Below are 22,475 nucleotides of genomic sequence, written 5' to 3'. Positions count from 1 at the left end.
GCGGTCCAGGGCTTGCCTTGGCCGTTTCGGCCCACCCTCACCTATTAATCTGCTCAGCGCTTGCGGATCACCAGCGTCACCTGGCCAACTGTGAGGCCAAACTTATTGATATCGCTCTTGTTAAGCAGGGTGTTTTCATCAATCAGATAGAGCCAGTCATCGAAGGCAACATCAACCTCACTGCCATCTACGGTGAGACGCATATCGTAACGCCAGCGCAGGGCAAAGCCTTCAAGCTGCCCCTCGGCAACACCCAGAATATCATCGGCTCGGCCAAGCCAGCGGCCAGCGCCCAGGGGTTCGAGCCGCCAGACCCGGCGCTGCTTTTCGCCATCGTCAAATAAAAAGTCTTCTTCGAGGATAATCTGATTGCCTTCAAGGCGCCCCTGCATAGTCACCACAAAGCGTCGGGTGACCTTGCCACTCATGTCCTGCACCATACCATGGGCATCCAGCTCACCCACGAAAAATGTATCCAGCTTCAGTTCGTTACTTGCGCCGCGATAATCGTCAATATCGGCACTCTCGCAGCCCCAAAGCAGTGTTGCACAAAGTAGTAACGCTAGCAGTCGCATGAGGTTTCTCCCAAAAGCTGTGCCCTGAGGGTGGGTTCACTGGTGTCGTCTCTAAGCCAAATTCCCAAAAAGGCTTGCATCAAACCTGTATCATTCACTTTGCCAAGGGATTGGCCGTTATGGAAAAATTCGCCATGGCTTTCATCGCTTGCCACCAGCAGCAGGGTATCGCCCCGCTGCACATCCACCCACAGGGGGGCGAGTTTAGCCAAAAACGCTTTCACCTGGGCCTCATTCAAACCCTGCTTTTGCCATTCGCTGCCAGTGGCATCCAGCAAGTCTTTGGCTTCGATATCCCGCGAGTACTGAATTTCCAGTGCCTGAGGATAGCGCCCGTGCTGGTATTGACCATCGACCGTAAAAAGGCTGGCATGGTAAAGCTCAAGCCACAGCCAATTCATTTTGCCTTTGCCCACACGGTGCATGCCATCGAGTGGGTTATCCGCACTGATGGCGGCTCCCGTAAAGGAACCGAGTGCAACCAGCAGTAGCGCACCTGACAGCCTTTTCAATGCTTTGCTTGCTGATGTTATCGCCATGATAGGTAGTCTCCGTTGCCTGGCAGCCTTTGCTGCAGCCAAAAGAAGCCGGGAATAATCGTCCCCCAGAGGGGCGCGATAAGCAGGAAGGTGAGCAGATTGCCAAGGGGCATCGCCACGGCACCAAGCTCTGCCCCGGCAATGTAGCTGCCTGCACCGCCGAACACACCGGTAAATACCTGCACCCAGATGGGTTGCTTGCCAAGCCAGGCGATGCAATGGCCCATGGCGAGTAAAAAATGCAGCCACAGCAACATAAGCCACACTGGCATGGCGCTGAACTCATACACCCCTGCGTACATGAGCAGGGTGTCCATGGTCATGCCGATAAGTGCCAGTGGCAGCAGCCGGAAATCCTTAAGCCGCGTTGGACTTAAGGCAAAATGCACCAGCAGTAGCAGACACAGCCAAATCAGTCCCTCGCCTTGCCAAAGCACTGCAAGCCACCAGGCGGCAGTGTACACAGCGGCGCTGACAAGCAAAAACCATCGCTGGGACATAGGGGCTCCGGAATGTCTAAGGGCGCCAGCCCGGTCTTGCGGCAACCAAATGCACAGCACTGGTGGTGCGCTCCCAGAAGCCACCCTCGCAGTAGCTCAGATAAAACTTCCACAGGCGGATAAAGCGCTCGTCGTATCCCAGACTGCGAATTTGCGGCTGTTCTCGGTCGACGTTCTCATGCCAGTGCTTCAAGGTGCGGGCGTAATCTTCCCCAATATCATCCAGGCTCAGCATCACCATGTCGGTACGCTGGGCAAGCAGGTTTGCCATCCGGCTCACTGACGGCAAACAGCCACCGGGGAATATGTATTTTTGAATAAAATCACAACCTTTTCTGTAGCTCTCATATCTCTGGTCGGCAATAGTGATGGCCTGCAACAGCATTAAACCATCGTCCTTGAGCAGACTTTCGAGTTTGCTGAAAAATCCGGGCAGGTATTCGTGTCCAACGGCTTCAATCATTTCAATGGAAACCAGACGGTCGTACTTACCTTCAAGCAGACGATAGTCCTTTTTGAGCAGGGTGATTTGGCCTTCGAGCCCAGCCTCACGAATTCGTGCCTTGGCATAGTCGTGCTGCGCATCCGAGATGGTGGTCGTCGTCACCTTGACCCCGTAATGGGTTGCCGCATAAATGGCGAGCGCTCCCCAGCCGGTACCTATCTCCAGAAGTTCCATGCCAGGCGCCAGCTTCAGGCGCTCGCAGATGGTGGCGAGCTTGTGTTGCTGGGCTACCTCCAGGGTTGCATTGACATCCGGATAGATTGCAGAGGAATAGAGCATCGATTTGTCGAGGAAACACTCGTACAGCGCATTACCCAAATCGTAGTGGGCCAGAATATTACGCTTTGAGCCTTCAATGCTGTTACGACTGAGCAGATGACTGATACGGTTGGTAACTCCCGAAAGAAACGCAAAGCGCTTCTCCAACCTGTCCAATAACGGCAGGTTAGCGGCGAAGAGGCGCACGACCTCGGTCAGGTTCGGACTGTCCCAGTGACCGTCGATAAAAGACTCACCCGCCCCAACGGAGCCCGCCAGAAGCACCTCACGAAAAAACCTTGGCGACTTCACATGGATCACCGCCTGAGGGCCCTGATGGCTGCCAAACACCAAAGTCTCGCCATCACAAATCATCCTCAGGCCACCGTAAGAAAGCCCTTTGAGTGCGGTCAACAAAATACGTTGGGCCAAAGATTCCAGCGTCGATGAAGTGCTCTTATTGGCAATTGCAGTATTGTCCATGGTTATTTCTCCACCGGCCCGGGGTGGGCCACAAAAGTCACACCTTTTCGAAACAGGCTCAGGGCCTGCCGATAAATGCCATACAGGATATATGCTGTAAGCATAGGAAAACGTTTAAAAAATTGATTCAACCCTGCCTTATCAAAGGCCTGACCACGCAGCTGCAAACCGGCACGAAACAGCCGCTCGCCACCTTCACGCTCGTTATCGATTTGAAGGTGGAAACGTTCGTTATTCGCCTCAATCTGCCAGCGGTAACGCATATCCAGAGTCATAAAGGGCGAAACGTGAAACACCTTGTCGTTCACAGCCTGTCCTCTGTCGTGGGCCTGTGCGATATCAACCAGATAGCAATGGCGCTCATTCCAGGGCGTGTTACTCACCTCTGCCAGCAGGTAACGCTGCATATCGCCATCACATAAAAAGAAGAAGTTCACCGGGCTGAAATAAAAGCCAAAATGGCGCACCTGACCGGCAAACACCACCCGGTTAAACTCTCCGTCGGCGCCAAGGTCCCGTGCTTTGGCAAGCACCCGTGCTTTTAACGCCTGCACAGCATTTTCCGGTGTGTCACCTTTGCCATATGTTTTATCAGCGGGGCTATTTGCAATCAGATAATCACCTGCACGAAATCGCAGCGGCCGAAACCACGACAGACCAAACACAGCACTGAGGTGGGCAAGCCTGGGCAGCTCGTCCAGATCCATCACCAGCATGGCCATGGGGTAACTGAAGCTGTGGCGCACCGCCCCCAGCCGCTGATGACTCACATGACCAAAAAAGATGCCGCTGTTCATGCGCTCTCCAGACTGACACCAAAGCGCTGGCACACATCCAGGGCGCTTCTGACGCCGTCTTCATGGAAGCCGTTGTACCAGTAGGCGCCAGCAAAGTGAGTGTGCTGCTGGCCGCAAATCTCCATCCTGCGGGCCTGTGCCGCCATGGCCGCCGAGGAAAACACCGGGTGGGCATAACTGAACTGACGTAGAATTTTGTCTTTGGCGATGGCATCGGTCTGATTGAGGGTCACCATAAAGTCGGGAGAGCCCGCTGGCAGCCGCTGCAATGTGTTCATATGGTAAGTCACCGCAGCCGGACGCTGGTTGTCTTCGTCCAGACGGTAGTTCCAGCTGGCCCACGCGGCTTTGCGTTTTGGCAGCAGCGCTGTGTCTGTGTGCAGCACCACGTCATTGCGCCGATAAGGCAAGGCGCCAAGAACGTCCCGCTCAGCATCTGAGGCATCGGTGAGCAGCTTCAGGGCCTGATCGCTGTGACAGGCCAGTACCAGTTCATCAAATTCATGCCAATCCTGACCATTTGTCTGAATAGACACCCCCTGGCCATGTCGCTTCACCGCACTAACCGGAGTCGAAAGATGAATACGCTCTGCAAAAGGTGCCACCAGCGCCGGAATGTAGCTGCGTGAGCCACCTTTGAGCACGTACCACTGTGGGCGGTCGCTGACATTCAGCAGGCCATGATTGTGGAAAAAGCGCAGGAAAAACTTAAGCTCAAAGGCCGCCATATCATCCAGGCTCGAAGACCAGATGGCCGCCCCCATGGGCAATATGTAATGCCGTGCAAAAAAGTCTGAAAATTGCTCTTTGGCCAATAATTCACCCAAGGTGTTGCAGGGGTAATGTCCGGACTCAATACAGGCCTTGCCAAGCTTATTAAACCTAATGATTTCGTTAAGGAACCCCCAAAACTTGGGACTGAAGAGGTTGCGCTTTTGGGCAAACAGGGTCGCCAGAGTGTGGCCGTTGTACTCCAGACCGCTGTCGAGGTTGTGCACCGAAAAGCTCATTTCAGTGGGAATACTGGTCACCGACAGCCGCGACAGCAGTTTCTGAAAATTGGGATAGGTACGGTCGTTGAATACGATAAATCCTGTATCTATCGCATAGTCTTTGCCATCGACCGTCACGTCCACGGTGGCCGTGTGTCCGCCGAGATAGTCATTGGCCTCAAACAGACTCACCTCGTGCTGACCTGAGAGTAAATGGGCAGTGGTGAGGCCGGAAATTCCCGAGCCGATAACGGCGATTTTTTTCATCTCATCTTCCAATGGTGATATGTAAAAAGCTCAAATGGACACAGGTTGAATCATTCAGCCAGCTTCATATCAGGCCGACTGGCGACTGACATTGCTTCGGGCTATCAGGCCCCATACGGCGCCCGGCAGCAGCGCAAGCAGCCGCATGGGCCACAGCAGCCTGCGAGGGAATTGAATACGGTCTTTTTCCCTGGCAAGAGCATCAACAATACGCCGCGCCGCATCTTCAACTTCTATCCGTCCCGGCATGGGGAAATCGTTTTTGTCCGTCAGTGGGGTGCGCACAAAACCCGGTTCTATCAGGGATACGCCAATGTCTGCGGGCGCCAGATGCAATCGCAAGGTACTTGCCAGATATGCCAATGCGGCCTTAGAGGCGCCGTACGCTTCGGCTCGGGGCAGCGGCAAGAGCGCTGCGCTGGAGCCCATCAACGCCAGCCGACCACCTGCAGCCAATGCAGGCAAGAAGGCCTCCAGGCAATAACCCACAGAAATCAGGTTGGTTTCAATGACCCGGGCGAACAGCTTCCCATCGAAGGCCTTGGGATTATCTATGTACTCGCAGCTGCCTGCGTTAAGGATGATAAGGTCAAGCTCACCATCCAGTGACGACGCAGCCTCGAGGCAGGCCAGCCTGTCACACACGTTAAACGTTAGCGTGGAGAGTTGGCAGGCAAAGCGCGGATGGGCGTCCAATAAGGCATCGAGGCGTGCTCTATCACGGCCACAGGCCACCACCTGCCAACCTGATTTTAGGTATTCCAGTGCCAGCGCCTGCCCTATGCCAGAGCTGGCGCCTGTGATAAGTACCCGTCCGCTCAGCATGGTCATTACTTGCCCGCCCTGTTTTTCACCAGCCGCACCAGAGCGCCAAGGCCGGGAATATGCTCATACAGCATGGCCCCCACATCGAAGTAGTCTCTGTGGAAATCCACCTTGTCGCCGTAGCCAATCTGGCTGACGCCATCCACGCTGATGGGCTTTCCACCGGCAAGTTTGGGATGGGCAAAGGTCATGGTCCATACCAACATGGCCTGCTTGCCATCATCCATCACCCGATGAAACACGAAGTCTATGCTGCTCACGTTTTGGTACAGATTGGCAAAATAGTCCTTAAGTGGCCCAAGGCCTTCAATGCGGTGCATGGGGTCGCAAAACACCACAGTGTCAGCATATACCTCATCGAGCAGCGAAAGATTGTGGGCACCCAGCTGCTGATACAGCGCCATCAATTTTTCAATGGGCGCCGACGCTGCAACAATAAATGGGTTATGTCCCATCTCACCTTGTCCGAGGGGATGATGTTCCACTGGACTGTGCACACCTGCATTCATTCCCTAACCCTTCTTCATCACGGCCATCACATCCAGCGCCCTGACTCGGGCTTGGGTGTGCTCAACAATCGGAGACGGATAGCCGCTGGAATCAAACAGCCCCGGCCCACTTGCCTGGTGCAATGACCTGGTCGGCCACTGCGCTAATTCTGGTAGGTACTTACGGATAAAGCGTCCTTCGGGATCAAATTTTTCCGACTGACTCATAGGGTTAAAGATCCGAAAGTAAGGCTGGGCATCACAACCTGTGCCGGCGGCCCACTGCCAACCACCGTTGTTAGCCGCAAGGCAACCATCGATGAGCTGCTCGCGAAAATATCGCTCACCCCAGCGCCAGTCGATAAGCAGATGCTTGGTTAGAAAGCTGGCAACCACCATCCTGAGCCGGTTGTGCATCCAGCCGGTTTGATTAAGTTGTCGCATTGCAGCATCCACCAGCGGATAGCCGGTACGGCCGTGTTTCCAGGCCTCAAATTCTGTTTCATCATTGCGCCAGCGAATGCCGTCACCGAGGGGGTTAAAGTTCTTTGCCATGCTCAGACCCGGGAAAGCCACCAGCAGATGCCGGTAAAATTCGCGCCACACCAACTCATTCAGCCAAGGACGGGCCGGTGAGGATTCATTCACAAAGACGTCGGGAAAGTCTTCCAGCAGCGCCGCCAGACACTGTCGGGGAGATATCACCCCGAGCGCCAGATAGGGCGACAGACTGCTGGTGCCGTCAATGGCCGGGAAGTCGCGATTCTCGCCGTAGCGGCCCATGCCAAGCTCTCGAAAACGCGATAGTTTTTCCAATGCCGCATCCTGCCCAACAGGCCATTTATCAAGCGCAGGATCATCGTTAATATCTCCCCAAAACGCGAAGGGGGTGAATACCACCGGCGTTGCCACAGACGCGGGCGCAGGAATAGGCCAAAGCGAGCGGGAAGCGGCTATTTCACGCCAGCGACGGGCAAATGGGGTAAATACCCGGTACATGGCGCCTCCCTGATCCCGCTGTCCCTGAGTGACCACACTGCCGGGGGGCAGCATGCAGTGCTCATCGGTCAGTTGCAGCGGGAAGCCTTTATCCAGAAGTGCCTGATCGCGCCTGCGCTCATCAATCTCGATTTGCGCCCCGGCGAAGATGCTGGAGATACCGTGTTCTTTACAAAACGCCTTGAGGGCCGCTGCGGTTTGATAAAAAAAATCCACCTTCAGCAACGACAGCGGAATCCCCATACTGGCAAGCTCTTCACCCAACGCATTGAGATTAGCCAGTAAAAATCGCTGCTGACGCACACCCATGTCATGCCGTTGCCACTGGCCCGGACTGGCGATAAAGAGCGCATGCACCTTGCCACCACGGGCGTTGGCATCTTCACACGCCCGGGTCAGCGCCTGGTTATCTATGGTGCGAAGATCCTGCCTGAACCAGACAAGTGTATTCATATTTTTATTCCGCTTTTCAGTATCTTGTCAGTAAGCATATCGCAAACGCAGCGAATCCGGGTGGGGATTCAGATACACCTGAGCGGCGATGTAGTCGTTTGGATGTTCCCGCAGGTAATGGCGAATAAGGGTAATGGGCACCAGCAGCGGTTGTACTCCCTGACGATAGGCAAGAATGGCATCACTGAGCTCTGCCTTTTGGCTGCCAGACAGAAACTTTTTAAAGTAGCCCTGAATGTGCTGCAGGGCACTGGTGTGGTTACGGCGGCTCGCCTTATGCCTCAGGGCCGTCATAAAGCCATCGAAGTATGAGTCGGCCACGGCCTCAAGCTCCCCATCACCCGCCAACAAGGGGCCGAGGGTGCGGTAAATCGCCGGGCTGTGGGATAACAACAGATACTTGTAACGGGCGTGGAAGTCGGTCAGCGCCTTTCGGGTCAGCCCCTTTAAACGCATACAGTGCCAATCGTGATAGGCATAAACCCGGGTAAAAAAGTTTTCCCTTATGACAAGGTCATGCAGTCGACCTTCCTCTTCAACAGGCAAATGGGGGAAACGCTTCATCAGGGCCGCAGCAAACACACCCACTCCTTCCTTAAAGCCACCGCTGCCGTCAGCCTTGTAAACAGGCACCCGCTCCATCCCACAGGTAGGAGACTTACTGCAGAAGAGATAACCACCGAGAAACCCCAGTCCATCGGCTTTGTTATTGCAAAAAGACTGCAGCTGCTCAGTCACATCTATGCTGCCATCGGCACTTCGCACCCGGATTTCACCCTCGATGCGAACCTGACGGATACTTTTGCGAGGGGCGCCCAGGCCAATCGCCATTTCCGGGCAGACAGGGACAAAATCGAAATGAGGCTTCAACTCCTGCTGACAGTAGGCAGAGTTCTTGTGCCCGCCATCAAAGCGCACTTGTTCTCCCAGCAAGCAAGCGCTGATCCCTATCTGTATCCGGTCAGGGTTGAATTTGTGCATGGTGCGTCTCCCGAATGTATTGATGGTATTGCAATTACTGTTTCAAGATACGTGACTGGAGGCAAAAGAGATCACAGAAACACGCGGGATTAACGCGATTAGCGCCATCGACGGTCCAGTTTATGGTTGAGTCAGGCCGCAAGGATGTATTAAATGGCCCCGGCACTATCCAGCTCCCGCCCAAAAGCCGCTTAAAAAGCATTATTGCCATGGACAGGAACTGCTTGACCTCAGCCTTTGCGGACACACTGGAAGGCACAGGCGTGCACGTCATTTGGGCGCCTTATATTGCCCTCAATGACGGTATGTCGCACTCGAGCCTGCCTCGAGCCCCTTAGTGTCAACGGCGACCCGCTGTCGGGCCTTCAACCAACGAACCAATTCACCCAGGGGCTTGGGCCTGCATACCAAAAAGCCCTGAACTATCAGGCCCGGAACAGACTCAAGGTATCGATAGTCTCTTGGGTCTTCCACGCCTTCGGCCACCACAGACACACCCAATTGGCGCCCGATGTCCAGCAACGACTTCAGAATGGTCTGTGCCAATGGGTCCATGTGAATTCCGCGCACCAGACTTATGTCCAGCTTAAGCTCACTGATTGGCAGACGGCACAGCTGAGTTAAGTTGGTGTAGCCTGTCCCGAAATCATCAATGGCAACGCCAAAATTGTGCAGGCGCAGCCGGGAAATCCCCGAATGTTGCGACTGCTTATCCAGCGCCTGATTTTCTGTAATTTCCACCGTCACCCTGCTGATATCCACCTGCCATTTGTGGCAAAAACTCAGCAGTCGGCGGGGCCAATAACTCTGGCCAAGCTGGGAGGGTGTGAGGTTGATAGACAAGCGGGCGTGACGGCATTCGGGCTGAAGGCCAATTTCGGCCCACTCCTTCAATGCTGTCCCTATCAGCTGTTCAGACACCGCATTGAGCAGGTTGTAGCGCTCGGCCAGCGCCATAAAACGATCCGGGGTCATCAACTGCAATTGCGCCCCCAGCTGCATGCGGCAAAGCACCTCAAACCCTTCGATGCGTCCGGTCCCCACTTCCACCTGGGGCTGGTAGTAAGGCACCACTTTATTTTGCTTAATGGATTCCCGAAGCGATTGTAAGGTCATGGCCGGTTTGGACGTGTTCAGCTCCGGCACCATCATCAACAGGCGCTCTATGCAGATGTTCAGCTGTGTTTTACATACCGGCTTCATCAAGGCGCCCAGCAGCCGCAAATGGGCCCCAAGCACAATCTGAGAGGCGGCTTCTATGATGCGGCTCTCCATCCCCGAAGCGATAATGACGCCGCCCCGGTATTCAAGGCCCGACAGCTTTGATAAAAGTTCAATGCCGTCCATCCCCGGCATATGTAAATCCACCACCAAAATCTGGTATCTGTCCCTGCGCTCCCGAAGGCGCTGCAACGCCTCTGAACCATCATGGCAGTAGTCCACGCTGGTCACATTCAGTTCACTGAAATATTTGGATAACAGCTGGCAGTAACTGAGTGAATCGTCGATGATGAGCACATTCAACGGCATAATATGACTCCGGACAGTCTGGGTACCGGGCCACGAAAAAATCAGTTTCATCCGTGAAACCCATGATGGACATTCGGTTTCAGGTAACGTCCCTGATGTCCACGTTATTTTCCAAGCCTAGTTCAGCGTCGACCCAAGTCAAACCCGTGGCGTTAGACAAAAGTGGAGGCTACGGGCAAAAAATCTGCTATACTTCGCGCCCCTTTGTGAAAAGGCATATTCCGACCAAGGTGCCTCACTTACAAAAAGCCCTTGTGAATCGTCTATTTACGCCAGGAATCATCATGAAATTCGAATCCTACAGTTTTGCCCCCGAAATACTGCAAGCCCTTGCCGAATGCGGTTATGAAACCATGACCCCCATTCAACGGCTGGCCATTCCCCCTGTCCGTCGCGGCCAGGACGTATTGGCTTCTGCCCAAACGGGAACCGGGAAAACTGCGGCTTTCGCATTGCCAATCCTGCAAAAGCTGCTGGACACGCCCAAGGCCAGAGAAGCGACCAAAGCCCGCGCGCTTATTCTTGCTCCAACCCGCGAGCTGACAGAGCAGATTGCCAACAATATCAAAGCCTATGCCAAACATCTTGAACTGGCCGTTACCACGGTATTCGGTGGCGGAAAAACCGATGTTCAGGCGCAAAAGCTGCGTAAAGGCACAGATATCATAGTGGCCACGCCGGGGCGCTTACTCGAACACTTGCTGGCGGGTAACCTGTCGTTGGCAGCCGTTGAATTTTTGGTGTTGGATGAAGCCGACCGTATGCTGGACATGGGCTTTATCGCCGATATCCAAAAGCTCATCCAGGCCTGTAATAAAGAGCGCCAGACCCTGATGTTCTCGGCCACCTTCTCCGGTGGAGTGCGCAAGCTTGCCGATGAGATCATGAAAAAGCACACAGTACTGACCGCCGACAGACACAACACTGCCGCTACAACCGTGAGCCAGGTAGTGTACCCGGTGGAGCAGCGCCGCAAACGCGAACTCTTGTCTGAACTCATTGGCCGTAAAAACTGGCAACGGGTGCTGGTATTCTCGGCGACCCGTGAAGACTGTGAAAAACTTACCGAAGAACTGAACCTCGACGGCATCCCAAGCGCGGTGATCCACAGCGAAAAAGCCCAGGGCACCCGCAGAAGAGCCCTGAAAGACTTTACCGAAGGCAAAATTCGGGTGCTGGTATCCACTGAAGTGGCTGCCCGCGGTCTGGATATCCCGGACCTTGAATATGTGGTGAACTTCGACCTGCCCTTCCTGCCAGAAGACTATGTGCACAGGGTTGGCCGCACAGGCCGTGCTGGAAAGAGTGGCGTTGCCATCAGTTTTGTCAGCCGCGAAGAAGAGCGCACCCTGGCCGACATTGAAAAACTCATTGGCCAGCGTCTCAAGCGCATCGTGATGCCGGGCTATGAAGTGTCCAACCGTGACCTCTTGCTCAAGCAGTTGCAAAAGCGTCGCAGCTTTGCGAAAAAGACCCGGGTCGAAAGTGACGCCATTGCTCAGGTTGCCGCCGAAAAGAGCATGGCCGGACGCCGCGTTAAGGTGAAAGTCGGTTCAACCGGCAACACCAAAAAAATCAAATAAGCACGTACTGCGATTGATTCAACATAAAAGCGGCCTCTATGCCGCTTTTATTTTTTCTGCTGCACATTCACCTGAAAGACATTGCTCCTGTCACCGGTCTTTGGACATACCTCTAGTTGCCAAGGGATCGTTATGAAATCCATACCCGCATTGTTTCGTTACCTGTTATCTACCCGACTTACACTGAGTTTGCTGACCTGTCTTCTGTCTGCGGTGCTTATCCAGCCCGCCATGGCAAATCCCATCGCCACCGATGAAGTATCAGTGGCACCACTGATGAATGGCGAAACCATTCCCGATATCCAGCTCACCGACAGCAAGGGCAAATCGGTCAGCCTCAAGGCGCTTAGCACTGAAAAACCCACAGTGTTCTTTTTCTACCGTGGCGGCTGGTGCCCCTTTTGCAATAACCAGTTGGGGCAACTTAAAGAAATCGAACCCAAGCTCATTGAACTTGGCTATCAGCTGGTCGGAATAAGCCCAGACAGCCCTGAAAAACTCGCTGCCGCAGCAGGTGAACGTAAGCTTGATTATTTGCTCCTGTCCGATGCGAACATGGAAGCGGCCAAGGCATTTGGCCTGGCATTTTTCACCAGCGAGAAGACCACCCAAACCTACCTGAGCCGAATGAAGCTTGAAAACCCATTGTTCAAAACCCCTGAAGGCGATGAGCGTTTGGTGTTGCCGGTTCCCGCTGTGTACATCACGGATACCCAAGGCCTTATTCACTTCCAATATGTGAACCCCAACTTTCGGGTCAGACCGGCACCAAAACTTATCCTGACAGCGGCAGAGCTTGCCCGCCAGCAGGGATAAAGCCGCTTTACAGCGCCAATTCGGCGTCTTTACAATAAGCGGCCTTTCAATGATGGATATGCTTATGTCGACGCCGAATTACAACGCTTCCTTGCTGGCCATGGCCACCGCCGCTCTGAACGCGCTGGACTCATCCCATGCAGGCGCTGCCCACGCCACCGAAGCACAGCAAAGCCACTTCCTCTGTAACTGGATGGCACAGGCGTTAAAAGACAAAAGCTTCGATAAAGCCATCGCCGGAGAGCTTACTTTGTGGGTAAGGCAGGGACGCAGTATGGGCTCCTCGGCACAGCTCAAGCGATTGCTGCAAACCATACGTCATCAGTATTCCACGCTTGCAGAGCACACTATGGGGCTGGGCAATGCCCTTGCTAAGATGCTGGAAGACGCCCGGCAGCAGGATGTCATTGTCTACACCGACACCCCTGTTAAAACCAAACTCAAGCTGGATGCCGATGGCCAGTCATCCATTATTGTGTGCGCCGACGAATACCAGCAGCACATTCGGGATGGCGAGCTCATCAAGCCCATCAGCCTGTTTGTTCGTGCTGACGAAAAGTTCCTGGCCAAACTGGCATTCAGCCACGGACTCATGCTCACACAAGGCGATAAAAAATCGTCACTTATCAAGCATCACAAGAGCTATAAATTGTTTCCCAAAAACCAGCTGCCCTCATTGGCGCTGCTGACATTTCATTAACAACAGCGTAGAGTGAACGGGAACCCACAGATGGAGCCCCGATGATGCTACGTGTTGCCCTCTATGCGCTGATGTTGTTTTCAATGGTCGCCGCGGCAGACAGCACGCCTAATCCTCCGACACTCAAGTATTGCATCACGGGGTCCAGCAGTTGGTACCCCTATTACATCCCCGACAGCCCACAGGCGCCCGGTCTTATCTCTGAGCTGCTGCCACTGCTGCTGGATCGCGCAGGTGTAAAAGGGCAGAACGTGCCCTTGCCCCCCAATCGCACCAACCAGGCGCTGGAAAAAGGCACCCTGGATTTTGACATTGTCAGCCCCAGCTGGTTTGAGCACGGCGATTTTGGCCCCCTGTTTGTGAAATCCGACCCCATAATGCAAATCACGGAACACATCATCACCCTGCCACAAAATCAGGAAAGATGGGCCGACATCAGCAGTATCAAAGGCAAGGAAATCGGAACCGTAATGGGGTATCTGTACCATGACGACAATGAGTTCATCCGTGCCGATTTTAAGTCAGAACAGGAGCTGATTAAGGCCCTGCATCGACAGCGGATAGGTGCCGCCATCAGCGGCGATTACACAGCCCTTTATTGGTCATCCAAGCTGGACTTGCCCATTGCCCTCGCCGCCAAACACTCGTCGGGCGATTTGGTATTCCGACTACGCAAAGAGCGCGCTGCCTTGTTGCCAGCTATCAATAGCGCCATTGCCACCTTAAAAGCCGACGGCACCATAGATGCCCTGATAAACAAATATACCCACGCCCTTGAAGCCACCCCGTGAAGGTGAGTGCCGGTAAGTGCATGCCCAGCATCGCTTCCGGGTTTTCTGAAAACGTCTCTAATAAAAAAGCGCCCGCAGGCGCTTTTTTATCAGGAGTTCAGCAAGCCTGTCAGTCGGCCTTCTGCTCCCCAAGGCTATAACCATTCAGTTTCACATTCGCCTGCTCCACCACCTGCATAGCCTGGGTAGTAAGGGCATTGTTGCCAGTGAGCAAATCATTCAGGCCGCCTTTATCTTTGTCCACCAGCCCGAGTTCACGGAGCATGGCATCCACCACCGGCGCGTTGGCGCGGTAGTTGAGTGCTGCCTGAGTCACTTGCTCGGCAATGCCGCCATTGGCGGCGCCTTCGCCGGTCGCCAGTGTGGCACCATTTGCACCATAGCCCTGCAAAATCTTGATGCCTTCAATGTTTTCCAGAGGTTTAACCGCATTGGCCACAATTTCCGGCAGGGCACGCAGGATGGCGAGGGATTTTTGCAGCTCGATCTGTTCGTCACGGAGCACGTTTTCGGCCTCGTACAGCGCCTGCTTACCGGCCGCTTCCACCGCGTACACCTTCTCATCGGCCTCGGCCTTAAGCTTCTTGGCATCGGCGGCAGCGCGGGCTTCAGTGAGAATGGCTGACGACCGGTCTTCTGCTGCACGCTTTTCTGCTTCGGCCTGCACTGTCACGCCCACGGCCTCACGCTCAGCTTCTTTGCGGGCGTCAATCACTTCAATCTCTTTACGACGATTGGCTTCGGCCACCTGACGCACTGTGATAACCGCTTCTTCTTTTTCCACTTTCAGCTTTTCAGCTTCGGCGGCGCGGGCACGGGCGGCGGACTCTTCTTCCGATTTGGCGGCTACTGCGATTTGTTTTTCCTGCTCGGAAACTTCAATGTCGCGCTGCTGTTGAATACGGGCCTGCTCAATGGTTTTGCGCTTTTCAATTTCGCGGGTTTCGATTTCCCGGGTCTTTTCAATCTCGGCCGCTTCTACCGCACGCTCTTTGGCGATTTCCGCTTCACGTTCTTCTCGGGCCTTTTGCTCCCGCTGTTTGATGATTTCCGCCTTCTGCTCGGCGCGCTTAAATTCCAGCGCCTGCTGCTGCACCAGCTTGGCTTCTTCTTCCGACTTCTTGATTTCCAGCGACTCTTTTTCCGCCTCGAGGTTACGCATCTCGATCTTGATACGGTTTTCCTGCTGAATATCGTTGGTTTCCTTGCGCTTTTCTTCAATGATTTTGGCGAGACGAGCACGACCTTCAGCATCGAACGCGTTATTTTCATTGAAAAAATCAAGCTCAGTCTGGTCAAAGCCGGTCAGAGACACAGACTCCAGCTCCAAACCGTTTTTCTCAAGGTCGTTGGCCACATTGTTTTGCACACGCTGCACAAAATCGGCGCGCTGCTCGTGCATTTCGGTCATGGTCATTTCGGCGGCCACGGCACGCAGCACGTCAACAAACTTGGATTCCATCAGCTTTTTCAGCTCTTCCACCCGGGTGGTACGGGTACCCAACGTCTGCGCCGCCATGGAGATACCCTCGGCGTGGGGCGCAACCCGCAGGTAGAAGTCGGCTTTCACATCCACCCGCATGCGGTCTTTGGTGATAAGCGCATCTTTCTGAGTCTTTTCCACCTCAATACGCAGGGTATTCATATTCACATGAATGGTTTCATGCAGTACCGGCAGCACAATGGCGCCGCCATCCTTTACCACCTTTTCACCGCCAAAACCGGTCCGCACGAAAGCGGTTTCTTTGGTGGCACGGCGATAGAGCTTGGCGAAGATAAGCCCAATTACCAAAAGTCCCAATACCGCCACGCCGGCTATCATCAGCATAAAGGTGCCGCTGTCGGTAAAAATCTGTGAGTTGTCCATCTAGCTTCCTTGTTATCTACAACAGTTTATTGAGTAAATTGACTGGCGGACCATACCCGGCCCACCCTGCGAATAAGCACTACCTGAGTGCCCTGAATGAATTCATCCCCGGCCGTTTCGGGTTCCACCAGTACATAGTGTTTTTGTTGAAACTGGTCTTTTACCAGCGCCTCTGACGGGTTGCCTTTTACCGCCCGGCCAAGGGTAATGGTTGCCACGCAGCCGCTGAGTTCATCTATGGACAGGGCGCTGCTTTCATTTTTGGGCAGCATGTCGGCCAGCGGCGTGCCGAGGAAACGACAACCCAGCGCCGCGCCCACAATGGCCAAAGGCACAGACATCCACTGCACCAGCGGCTGACCGAGTAAGGTTATAAAAAGGAAATTGAGGCTGTAGCCCGCAATCACAAAACAGGTCATGGCCAGAACCAGCCAAATCAGCAGGGGCAAGCGATTCAGACACAGCCAGCCAATTAAACCGGTTAGACCACCGCCGGCGATATCTGCGTCCATATCGACGTCGGCCAGATCCCAGTCCTTGAGCAGCCCCATCAGGCTTAAGCCTGTGACCAGTGCCAGGGCTTCGATGATCCCCAGCAGCAGAATGACAGTTAATACGATACTGAATGGAAAGTTTGCATCAGCAAATAAAAAGCCAAGCATTATCAACTCCTTGTACAGAATGCTATTCCGTGGCTGCGACTTTTGGTGCAAGAAATCCGAGCATATCAAAGCGTGAGTCTTTGCCAAGCATTTTTACCCGCTTTCGGGGCTTATCCGCTAAGATAGGCGCAAACCCACTAAGCTCCCCATCCCATGACCACAAGTTACCTAAAGCTCAAGGGCCATTTTGCCCAGATTTCCCACTTTGAACATTTCAGCGCTCTGGGCGACTGGGATCAGGCCACCATGATGCCCATGGGCGGCAGCGAAGGCCGCAGCGATGCCATGGCAACACTGGCAGGTCATATCCATGGGCTTCGCACTGCCCCCTGGTTGCTGGACGAAATCAATAATGCCGAGTCTGAGCCCCTCACAGCTCGGGAGCGCGCCAACCTGCGGGAGATGAAATACCAGTGCCAGCAGTCAATCGCCGTACCCCAGGCGTTGGTCGAAGCCAAGACCAAGGCCGCCTATCAGTGCGAAAATGCCTGGCGCGAGCAGCGTAAAAACAATGACTGGTCAGGCTTTAAACCCAATCTCGAAAACGTGATGGCGCTGGTACGGGAAGAAGCCGGTCACCGCGCAGCGCTCACTGGGCTCTCACCCTACGATACCTTGCTGGATAAATTTGAACCCGGCATGAGAGCCGCCACACTTGAAACCACCTTCGCCGGTCTTCGCAGCACGCTTCCCAGTCTTATCCAGCAGATCCTCAACAAACAGGCCAGCGAACCGGTTATCCAACTCGACGGGACTTTCGACATAGGCGCCCAGGAGAAGATTGGCCGTGAACTCATGACACTGCTGGGGTTTGACTTCAATCAGGGGCGTCTGGATGTGTCCAGCCACCCCTTCTGCGGTGGAGTGCCGGGCGACGTGCGACTCACCACCCGCTACAGGGAAGATGACTTTACCGGCGCCCTGCTTGGCATCATCCACGAAACCGGCCATGCCCGCTATGAACAGGGCCTGCCATTGGCGCTTCGGGGCCAACCGGCCGGGCTTGCTCGCTCCATGGGTATCCATGAGAGCCAGAGTCTGTTTTTTGAAATGCAGCTGGCTGCCAGCAAACCTTTTATCGAGCTCATCACCCCCATCATAAACCGTAATCTTGGGCGGGATTTCAGCGCCGATGCTCTGGTTAACCTCTATACCCGGGTTAAGCCGGGTCTCATCCGGGTTGATGCCGACGAAGTCACCTACCCTTGCCATATCCTGCTTCGATTCGACGCCGAAAAGGCATTGATGGACGGCTCACTTACGGTGGCCGACTTGCCCGACTTCTGGTCAGCGGGCATGCAGGAACTGCTGGGGATTAATACCGATGGCGACTACCGAAATGGCTGCATGCAGGACATACACTGGACTCTGGGTGAACTCGGGTATTTCCCGAGCTACACCCTGGGGGCCATGTATGCCGCACAGCTGCGCTTTGCCATGGAAAAAACTCTGGGGCCACTGGAGCAAACCATTGGCCAGGGGCGCCTCGCCGAGGTTTTTGCCTGGCTTGAGCAACATATCTGGTCACTGGGTTCACTCATGGATACCGACAGCCTGATTAAGGCTGCCACCGGTGAATCACTCAACTTCCACTATCTTGAGCAGCACCTGCGTCAACGCTATCTGGGCGAATAACCCAGTCTCGGGTATAATTGCGCCCTTTGTGATTTGAACAGGCAGTAAGCAAAGGGCGTACCATGCAACTCAGGGCGATTCAGGCCAACGATTGGCAAGCAATTCTCAATATTCAGGACGAATGCTACAACGCAGTGGATCCAGAGCCGCTACACGTGCTTAAAAGCAAGTGGGAAGTCTCACCAGACTCTTGTTTTGTAATGGAAAAAGATGGTCAGGTGCTGGGCTACTGCTTGGCGCATCCCTGGGTGGAAACCACTCCGCCACCTCTGTATCACGCCCTGACTGAACTGCCCGCACCCAATACCCTTTATCTGCATGACATGGCCATTTCCGCCCGTGCGCAGGGCCTGGGTGCCGGCGGCAAGGCCCTGTCCAAGCTTAAGCAATTGGCCGAACGCTGGTCACTGAACTCCCTGTCTCTGGTGGCAGTTCAGGGCGCCGACAGCTACTGGCGCCGTCAGGGCTTTGCCGACAGCCAAAGCCTCAAATGTCTTGGCAGCTACAGTGACGATGCCAGCTATATGATACTGCCCCTGTGAGCCAATTATGCACCCGGCATTGACCACTGTTGCCCTGCTCTGTCTGTCGAATATCTTTATGACATTCGCCTGGTATGGACATCTCAAGTCGCTCAACCATAAACCATGGATAATTGCGGCGCTGGTCAGCTGGGGCATAGCCCTGTTCGAGTACCTGTTGCAGGTACCTGCCAATCGCATTGGCTACACGGTAATGAATGTGGGCCAGCTTAAAATTTTGCAGGAAGTGATCACTCTGAGTCTGTTTGTGCCCTTTGCCTATTTCTATCTCAAAGAGCCATTGAAACTCGACTATCTCTGGGCTGGCCTGTGTATTCTTGGGGCGGTGTACTTTATTTTCCGCAGCGAATTCAGCTAAAAACAACGAAAGGGTTTTACCATGGCACGTCAGGTTGCATACACCTATAAAGGCCAGGCAAAAGTGATTAACTTTGCCTACGACAAGTACCACGATATGTACGAGGCCGCAGCCGCCGCCGAAGGGGTGGATCTCACCCGTTTTCTGGCCATGGAACAACAGGTTGCCATGACTGCCAAAGGCAAGGGCGCCCTCAAAAGCTACCGTTTGAACGAGTTTGCCCGCATGGGTTTTAAAGACATTCGCATGTTGCGGGACGATGAACAGGTCTGAATTATGATAAATCAAGAACATGCCAATTTTCCCCGCGCCGGCTTTTTCCGCCGTCTCGGGGCCATGGTGTACGACCTTATGTTGGCAGCTGCGGTGTGGATCCTCGCGGGCGTGGTAAGCTTTGCCCTGTTTGCCGTGCTGGTGAATTCAGGCCTTATTGACCGCGGTGGCCATGAGCATGTCATCGATGTGATGAATGCCAATCCCCTGTATCGCAATTTAAATTTTGCCTGGATACTGCTGTGTGTGGCGATGTTTTATGTGGTGTTTTGGAGCCGCGGCGGCCAAACCCTCGGCATGCGTGCCTGGCGTTTGAAGGTGCAGCACCCCAACGGCCAAAACCTCAGCTTTATCGCCGCAGCCGCCCGTCTGGTATGGTCGCTGTTCGGACTGGGTAATCTGTTTATCCTCATCAACCCCGATAAGCTGGCGCTGCAGGATAAGATGACCCGCTCCGAGGTCGTGGTATTGTCAGTGGAAGCCAACCAGATGAAAAACTGGCACGGTATGCAGTAACCCTTTTACGCTTATTATGGATTGCAGGTGTTATGGATTGCAGGTGTTATGTGCTGCATCCACAGGCCTCATGAAGGCGTAAAACAGCAGCTAAACAAAAAGGGCACCACGGGGTGCCCTTTTTGTTTAGCTGATTGGTGTGTGCGTCGTTGCCACTTATCAGCGGCGGATATAAAACACAGCCGCGCCGGCAAATAAGAGCGCTGGCGCTCCCGCACCAATAAAGGCCGGCAGTTGATAGACCATGGTCATGGGGCCAAAGATTTCGTTGCAAATATAAAAGCTGAAACCAGCCACAACACCCAGCAATACTCTGGCGCCCATGGTCACGCTACGAAGCGGGCCGAACACAAAAGACAGAGCAACCAACATCATGACGGCCACCGTCACCGGCTGCATCAACTTCCGCCAAAGCGCCAACTCGTAACGACTTGGGTCCTGGCTGTTGATACGCAAATAATCCAAATAGCCCATCAACCCCTGGATAGACAGAGATTCGGGTTTCACCGACACCACACTGAGTTTGTCCGGTGTCAGGCTCGACTGCCACAGCTCGCTGTCGATATCTTCCCTGACGATGGCTTCTTCGGTGATATGGGTTTTACTCACACCCTGCATTTGCCATGCCTTGCCATCGAAGGTGGCCCGGCGCGCATTGACCACATGATTGAGGCGCTCTTGCTGGTCGAACTCATACAGGGTGATATTGCCAAGAGTATTGATATCTGAGACTTCACCTATGTTCACAAAGAGGTCGCCATCTTTGGCCCAGATACCCCGATGGGATTTGATCAGGCTGCCACCGGAAATCATGGTGGCCTTGAGCTCGTTGGCGCGCTGTTCTGCGGCAGGCGCTACCCATTCACCAAGGGCCATCACCAGCAGCATCAAAGGTACCGCAGTTTTCATGGCCGATACGGTAATTTGCAGCCGCGACTGACCCGAGGCCTGCATCACCACCAACTCGGAATTGGCGGCCATCATGCCAAGGCCAATCAGGGCACCCAAGAGCACCGCCATGGGGAAAAACATCTCGATATCGCGGGGGATAAGAAACAGCACATATACACCGGCATCCATCATGGTGTAGCTGCCACGGCCCACCAGACGCAGCTGATCCACCCATTTGATAATGCCGGACAAACCGGTCAGCACCAGCAAACACAGGGACGAGGTACTGATAAGCACCCGGGCAATATACCAGTCCAGGATACTCATGCTGCGGCCCTCCGCTTGAACCTGCCACTGAGTTTCGCCCCCAGCGGCCGCTCTTTACCCAGCAGCATTATGCCCATGACGAGGGCCGACAGGTGTATCCACCACATACCCATAAACGCAGGAACCACTTCATCTTCCAGCGCCTTGCGCCCGGCTACCATCAGGCCGAAGTAACCGAGATACAAGAGGATTGCCGGCAGCATCTTGGCAAACTTGCCCTGACGCACATTGACCCTTGCCATGGGCACAGCAATCAGGGTCATCAAAGGGATGGCAAGGGGGATAGCGATACGCCAGTGGAGTTCCGCCACTGCTTCGGGGGTATTCTGATCCAGCAACTGGTTAAGCGGCAATGCCGACATCTTGCGTCTGCGCTCGTCGACCTCCTGCTCCTTGATTTGCATGCCATAGCCGCCAAATTCAAGCACCTGATAATCCAGGCTCTTGGGCGAACCCTGGTAGCGCACGCCGTCGTTCAACTTAAGCTGCTGAGCGCCACTGGCATCTTCCACCACCTTGCCTCCGGCGGCAGATACCAGATTTATCTGGCCATGTTCGTCGTCGGGGTCAGGCAACTGGGCCACAAACACTTTTTCCAGCTCGTTGTCTTTGCCAATTTTTTCCACAAAGAGTACGGCGCGGCCATCGGGGCTGGTTTGAAAACGGCCCTGCACCAGAGCTGCCAGACCGGCCTCAGACTGGGCCTTTTCCAGTACCTGATTTTGGCGCTCTTCCGCCCAAGGGGTCACAAACAGAGACAAGTAGCCGGTAAACAGCATATTAAGCACAGCGAGCAAGAGGGTGACCCTGGTGACATACCATTCACTGACCCCGACCCCGTGGAACACTACCATCTCGTTTTCGGCGTACATACGCCCATGGGCCATCAAAATGCCAAGAAACAAGCTCAGGGGCAGCACAAGCACAGCCAGATAGGGGAGATTCAACCCAAGCAGGGTAACGACTAAAGAGGCGGGAAACTCACCGTCCGACGCGTCGGCAAGTACACGGACAAAATGCTGGCTGATAAAAACAGTCAACAGCACCAAAAGTACCGCGATTTGTGCCTTGAAAACTTCTTTGAAAAGATATCTAAATACAATCACAGGCAGGATCCGGTATCAAAACTTATCATTTTGCTGGTATCAGCCTAACATTCATGTAAACTGTCTACTTTTGATAGTTTTCTGACCAACACCATCACAAGGCGCCACGGCTTTACGCGCTGAGTAACAGGCCTTGGCGCAGAAACTTAGGCCCGATTTCGGGCACAAGCAGGCATTATCCAATAAATATAAAAATTTGTCTTTAAGAATCTAGGA

At 54.1% G+C, this 22,475-nt stretch carries 24 protein-coding genes; 9 read left to right on the top strand and 15 right to left on the bottom strand.

Features of this window, described 5'->3' with window-relative positions:
* Positions 1 to 53 precede the first annotated feature (53 nt).
* From SAMA_RS04290 to SAMA_RS04240, 11 genes are all read right to left on the bottom strand, one after another.
* Positions 54 to 575 carry a DUF3833 domain-containing protein gene (locus SAMA_RS04290; protein WP_011758936.1) on the bottom strand — a complete coding sequence of 174 codons (522 nt, stop codon included), beginning with the start codon at positions 573 to 575 and terminating at the stop codon, positions 54 to 56.
* Entirely contained in the window at positions 563 to 1,114 is a 552-nt protein-coding gene (locus SAMA_RS04285; protein WP_011758935.1) for a chalcone isomerase family protein, read from the bottom strand. The genes SAMA_RS04290 and SAMA_RS04285 overlap by 13 nt, the downstream gene beginning before the upstream one ends.
* Entirely contained in the window at positions 1,105 to 1,614 is a 510-nt protein-coding gene (locus tag SAMA_RS04280) for a DUF2878 domain-containing protein (protein WP_011758934.1), read from the bottom strand. Before SAMA_RS04280 ends, SAMA_RS04285 begins: the two co-directional genes overlap by 10 nt.
* Before the next feature lie 16 nt (positions 1,615 to 1,630).
* Entirely contained in the window at positions 1,631 to 2,860 is a 1,230-nt protein-coding gene (locus SAMA_RS04275) for an SAM-dependent methyltransferase (protein WP_011758933.1), read from the bottom strand.
* Positions 2,861 to 2,862: 2 nt separating this feature from the next.
* Positions 2,863 to 3,657, bottom strand: coding sequence for a DUF1365 domain-containing protein (locus SAMA_RS04270; protein ID WP_011758932.1), 795 nt, complete (start codon positions 3,655 to 3,657; stop codon positions 2,863 to 2,865).
* Complete coding sequence (locus SAMA_RS04265; RefSeq protein ID WP_011758931.1) at positions 3,654 to 4,916, bottom strand: NAD(P)/FAD-dependent oxidoreductase; 1,263 nt, start codon at positions 4,914 to 4,916, stop codon at positions 3,654 to 3,656. The genes SAMA_RS04270 and SAMA_RS04265 overlap by 4 nt, the downstream gene beginning before the upstream one ends.
* Positions 4,917 to 4,985: 69 nt before the next feature.
* Complete coding sequence (locus tag SAMA_RS04260; protein WP_011758930.1) at positions 4,986 to 5,747, bottom strand: SDR family NAD(P)-dependent oxidoreductase; 762 nt, start codon at positions 5,745 to 5,747, stop codon at positions 4,986 to 4,988.
* A complete protein-coding gene (locus SAMA_RS04255) occupies positions 5,747 to 6,250 on the bottom strand; it encodes a nuclear transport factor 2 family protein (RefSeq protein WP_011758929.1) in 504 nt (167 codons plus the stop codon). The genes SAMA_RS04260 and SAMA_RS04255 overlap by 1 nt, the downstream gene beginning before the upstream one ends.
* Positions 6,251 to 6,253: 3 nt before the next feature.
* Complete coding sequence (phrB, locus tag SAMA_RS04250) at positions 6,254 to 7,681, bottom strand: deoxyribodipyrimidine photo-lyase (protein ID WP_011758928.1); 1,428 nt, start codon at positions 7,679 to 7,681, stop codon at positions 6,254 to 6,256.
* A 27-nt stretch (positions 7,682 to 7,708) separates the two neighbouring features.
* Positions 7,709 to 8,662 (bottom strand): YbgA family protein, encoded by a 954-nt coding sequence (locus SAMA_RS04245; protein WP_011758927.1) that lies wholly within the window; start codon positions 8,660 to 8,662, stop codon positions 7,709 to 7,711.
* Between the two features lie 294 nt (positions 8,663 to 8,956).
* Positions 8,957 to 10,192: an EAL domain-containing response regulator gene (locus SAMA_RS04240; protein WP_011758926.1), complete on the bottom strand. Its 1,236-nt coding sequence runs from the start codon at positions 10,190 to 10,192 to the stop codon at positions 8,957 to 8,959.
* Positions 10,193 to 10,476: 284 nt separating this feature from the next.
* Here SAMA_RS04240 and SAMA_RS04235 point away from each other — a divergent pair, with 284 nt between their 5' ends.
* From SAMA_RS04235 to SAMA_RS04220, 4 genes are all read left to right on the top strand, one after another.
* Entirely contained in the window at positions 10,477 to 11,775 is a 1,299-nt protein-coding gene (locus tag SAMA_RS04235; RefSeq protein ID WP_011758925.1) for a DEAD/DEAH box helicase, read from the top strand.
* Between the two features lie 132 nt (positions 11,776 to 11,907).
* Positions 11,908 to 12,591 carry a peroxiredoxin-like family protein gene (locus SAMA_RS04230; RefSeq protein WP_011758924.1) on the top strand — a complete coding sequence of 228 codons (684 nt, stop codon included), beginning with the start codon at positions 11,908 to 11,910 and terminating at the stop codon, positions 12,589 to 12,591.
* Between the two features lie 64 nt (positions 12,592 to 12,655).
* Positions 12,656 to 13,291 (top strand): DUF2913 family protein, encoded by a 636-nt coding sequence (locus tag SAMA_RS04225; protein WP_041410119.1) that lies wholly within the window; start codon positions 12,656 to 12,658, stop codon positions 13,289 to 13,291.
* Between the two features lie 41 nt (positions 13,292 to 13,332).
* The gene (locus tag SAMA_RS04220) at positions 13,333 to 14,082 is read left to right on the top strand and encodes a transporter substrate-binding domain-containing protein (protein ID WP_011758922.1); all 750 of its coding nucleotides are present in this window, start codon (positions 13,333 to 13,335) and stop codon (positions 14,080 to 14,082) included.
* A 109-nt stretch (positions 14,083 to 14,191) separates the two neighbouring features.
* On the opposite strand, the gene SAMA_RS04215 is transcribed toward SAMA_RS04220, so the two are convergent.
* Together SAMA_RS04215 and SAMA_RS04210 are read right to left on the bottom strand one after the other, a co-directional pair.
* Positions 14,192 to 15,949: a flotillin family protein gene (locus SAMA_RS04215; RefSeq protein WP_011758921.1), complete on the bottom strand. Its 1,758-nt coding sequence runs from the start codon at positions 15,947 to 15,949 to the stop codon at positions 14,192 to 14,194.
* Positions 15,950 to 15,975: 26 nt separating this feature from the next.
* Entirely contained in the window at positions 15,976 to 16,611 is a 636-nt protein-coding gene (locus SAMA_RS04210) for a YqiJ family protein (protein ID WP_011758920.1), read from the bottom strand.
* Between the two features lie 153 nt (positions 16,612 to 16,764).
* Here SAMA_RS04210 and SAMA_RS04205 point away from each other — a divergent pair, with 153 nt between their 5' ends.
* The 5 genes from SAMA_RS04205 to SAMA_RS04185 all read left to right on the top strand — a co-directional run bounded on the left by SAMA_RS04205 (position 16,765) and on the right by SAMA_RS04185 (position 19,935).
* Complete coding sequence (locus SAMA_RS04205; protein ID WP_011758919.1) at positions 16,765 to 18,246, top strand: carboxypeptidase M32; 1,482 nt, start codon at positions 16,765 to 16,767, stop codon at positions 18,244 to 18,246.
* Between the two features lie 62 nt (positions 18,247 to 18,308).
* A complete protein-coding gene (locus SAMA_RS04200; RefSeq protein WP_011758918.1) occupies positions 18,309 to 18,788 on the top strand; it encodes a GNAT family N-acetyltransferase in 480 nt (159 codons plus the stop codon).
* 7 nt (positions 18,789 to 18,795) lie between these two features.
* A complete protein-coding gene (locus SAMA_RS04195; protein WP_011758917.1) occupies positions 18,796 to 19,146 on the top strand; it encodes a DMT family protein in 351 nt (116 codons plus the stop codon).
* Positions 19,147 to 19,167: 21 nt separating this feature from the next.
* Entirely contained in the window at positions 19,168 to 19,419 is a 252-nt protein-coding gene (locus tag SAMA_RS04190; protein ID WP_011758916.1) for a DUF2960 domain-containing protein, read from the top strand.
* Between the two features lie 3 nt (positions 19,420 to 19,422).
* Positions 19,423 to 19,935, top strand: coding sequence for an RDD family protein (locus tag SAMA_RS04185; protein WP_011758915.1), 513 nt, complete (start codon positions 19,423 to 19,425; stop codon positions 19,933 to 19,935).
* A 159-nt stretch (positions 19,936 to 20,094) separates the two neighbouring features.
* Here SAMA_RS04185 and lptG read toward each other — a convergent pair whose 3' ends face one another.
* Positions 20,095 to 21,153 (bottom strand): LPS export ABC transporter permease LptG, encoded by a 1,059-nt coding sequence (gene lptG / locus SAMA_RS04180; protein ID WP_011758914.1) that lies wholly within the window; start codon positions 21,151 to 21,153, stop codon positions 20,095 to 20,097.
* The gene (gene lptF / locus SAMA_RS04175; protein ID WP_011758913.1) at positions 21,150 to 22,259 is read right to left on the bottom strand and encodes an LPS export ABC transporter permease LptF; all 1,110 of its coding nucleotides are present in this window, start codon (positions 22,257 to 22,259) and stop codon (positions 21,150 to 21,152) included. The genes lptG and lptF overlap by 4 nt, the downstream gene beginning before the upstream one ends.
* Between the last annotated feature and the right edge of the window lie 216 nt (positions 22,260 to 22,475).

It is taken from the genome of Shewanella amazonensis SB2B (assembly GCF_000015245.1).
Lineage (GTDB): Bacteria > Pseudomonadota > Gammaproteobacteria > Enterobacterales > Shewanellaceae > Shewanella > Shewanella amazonensis.
This window is presented reverse-complemented; position numbering and strand designations above follow the sequence as displayed.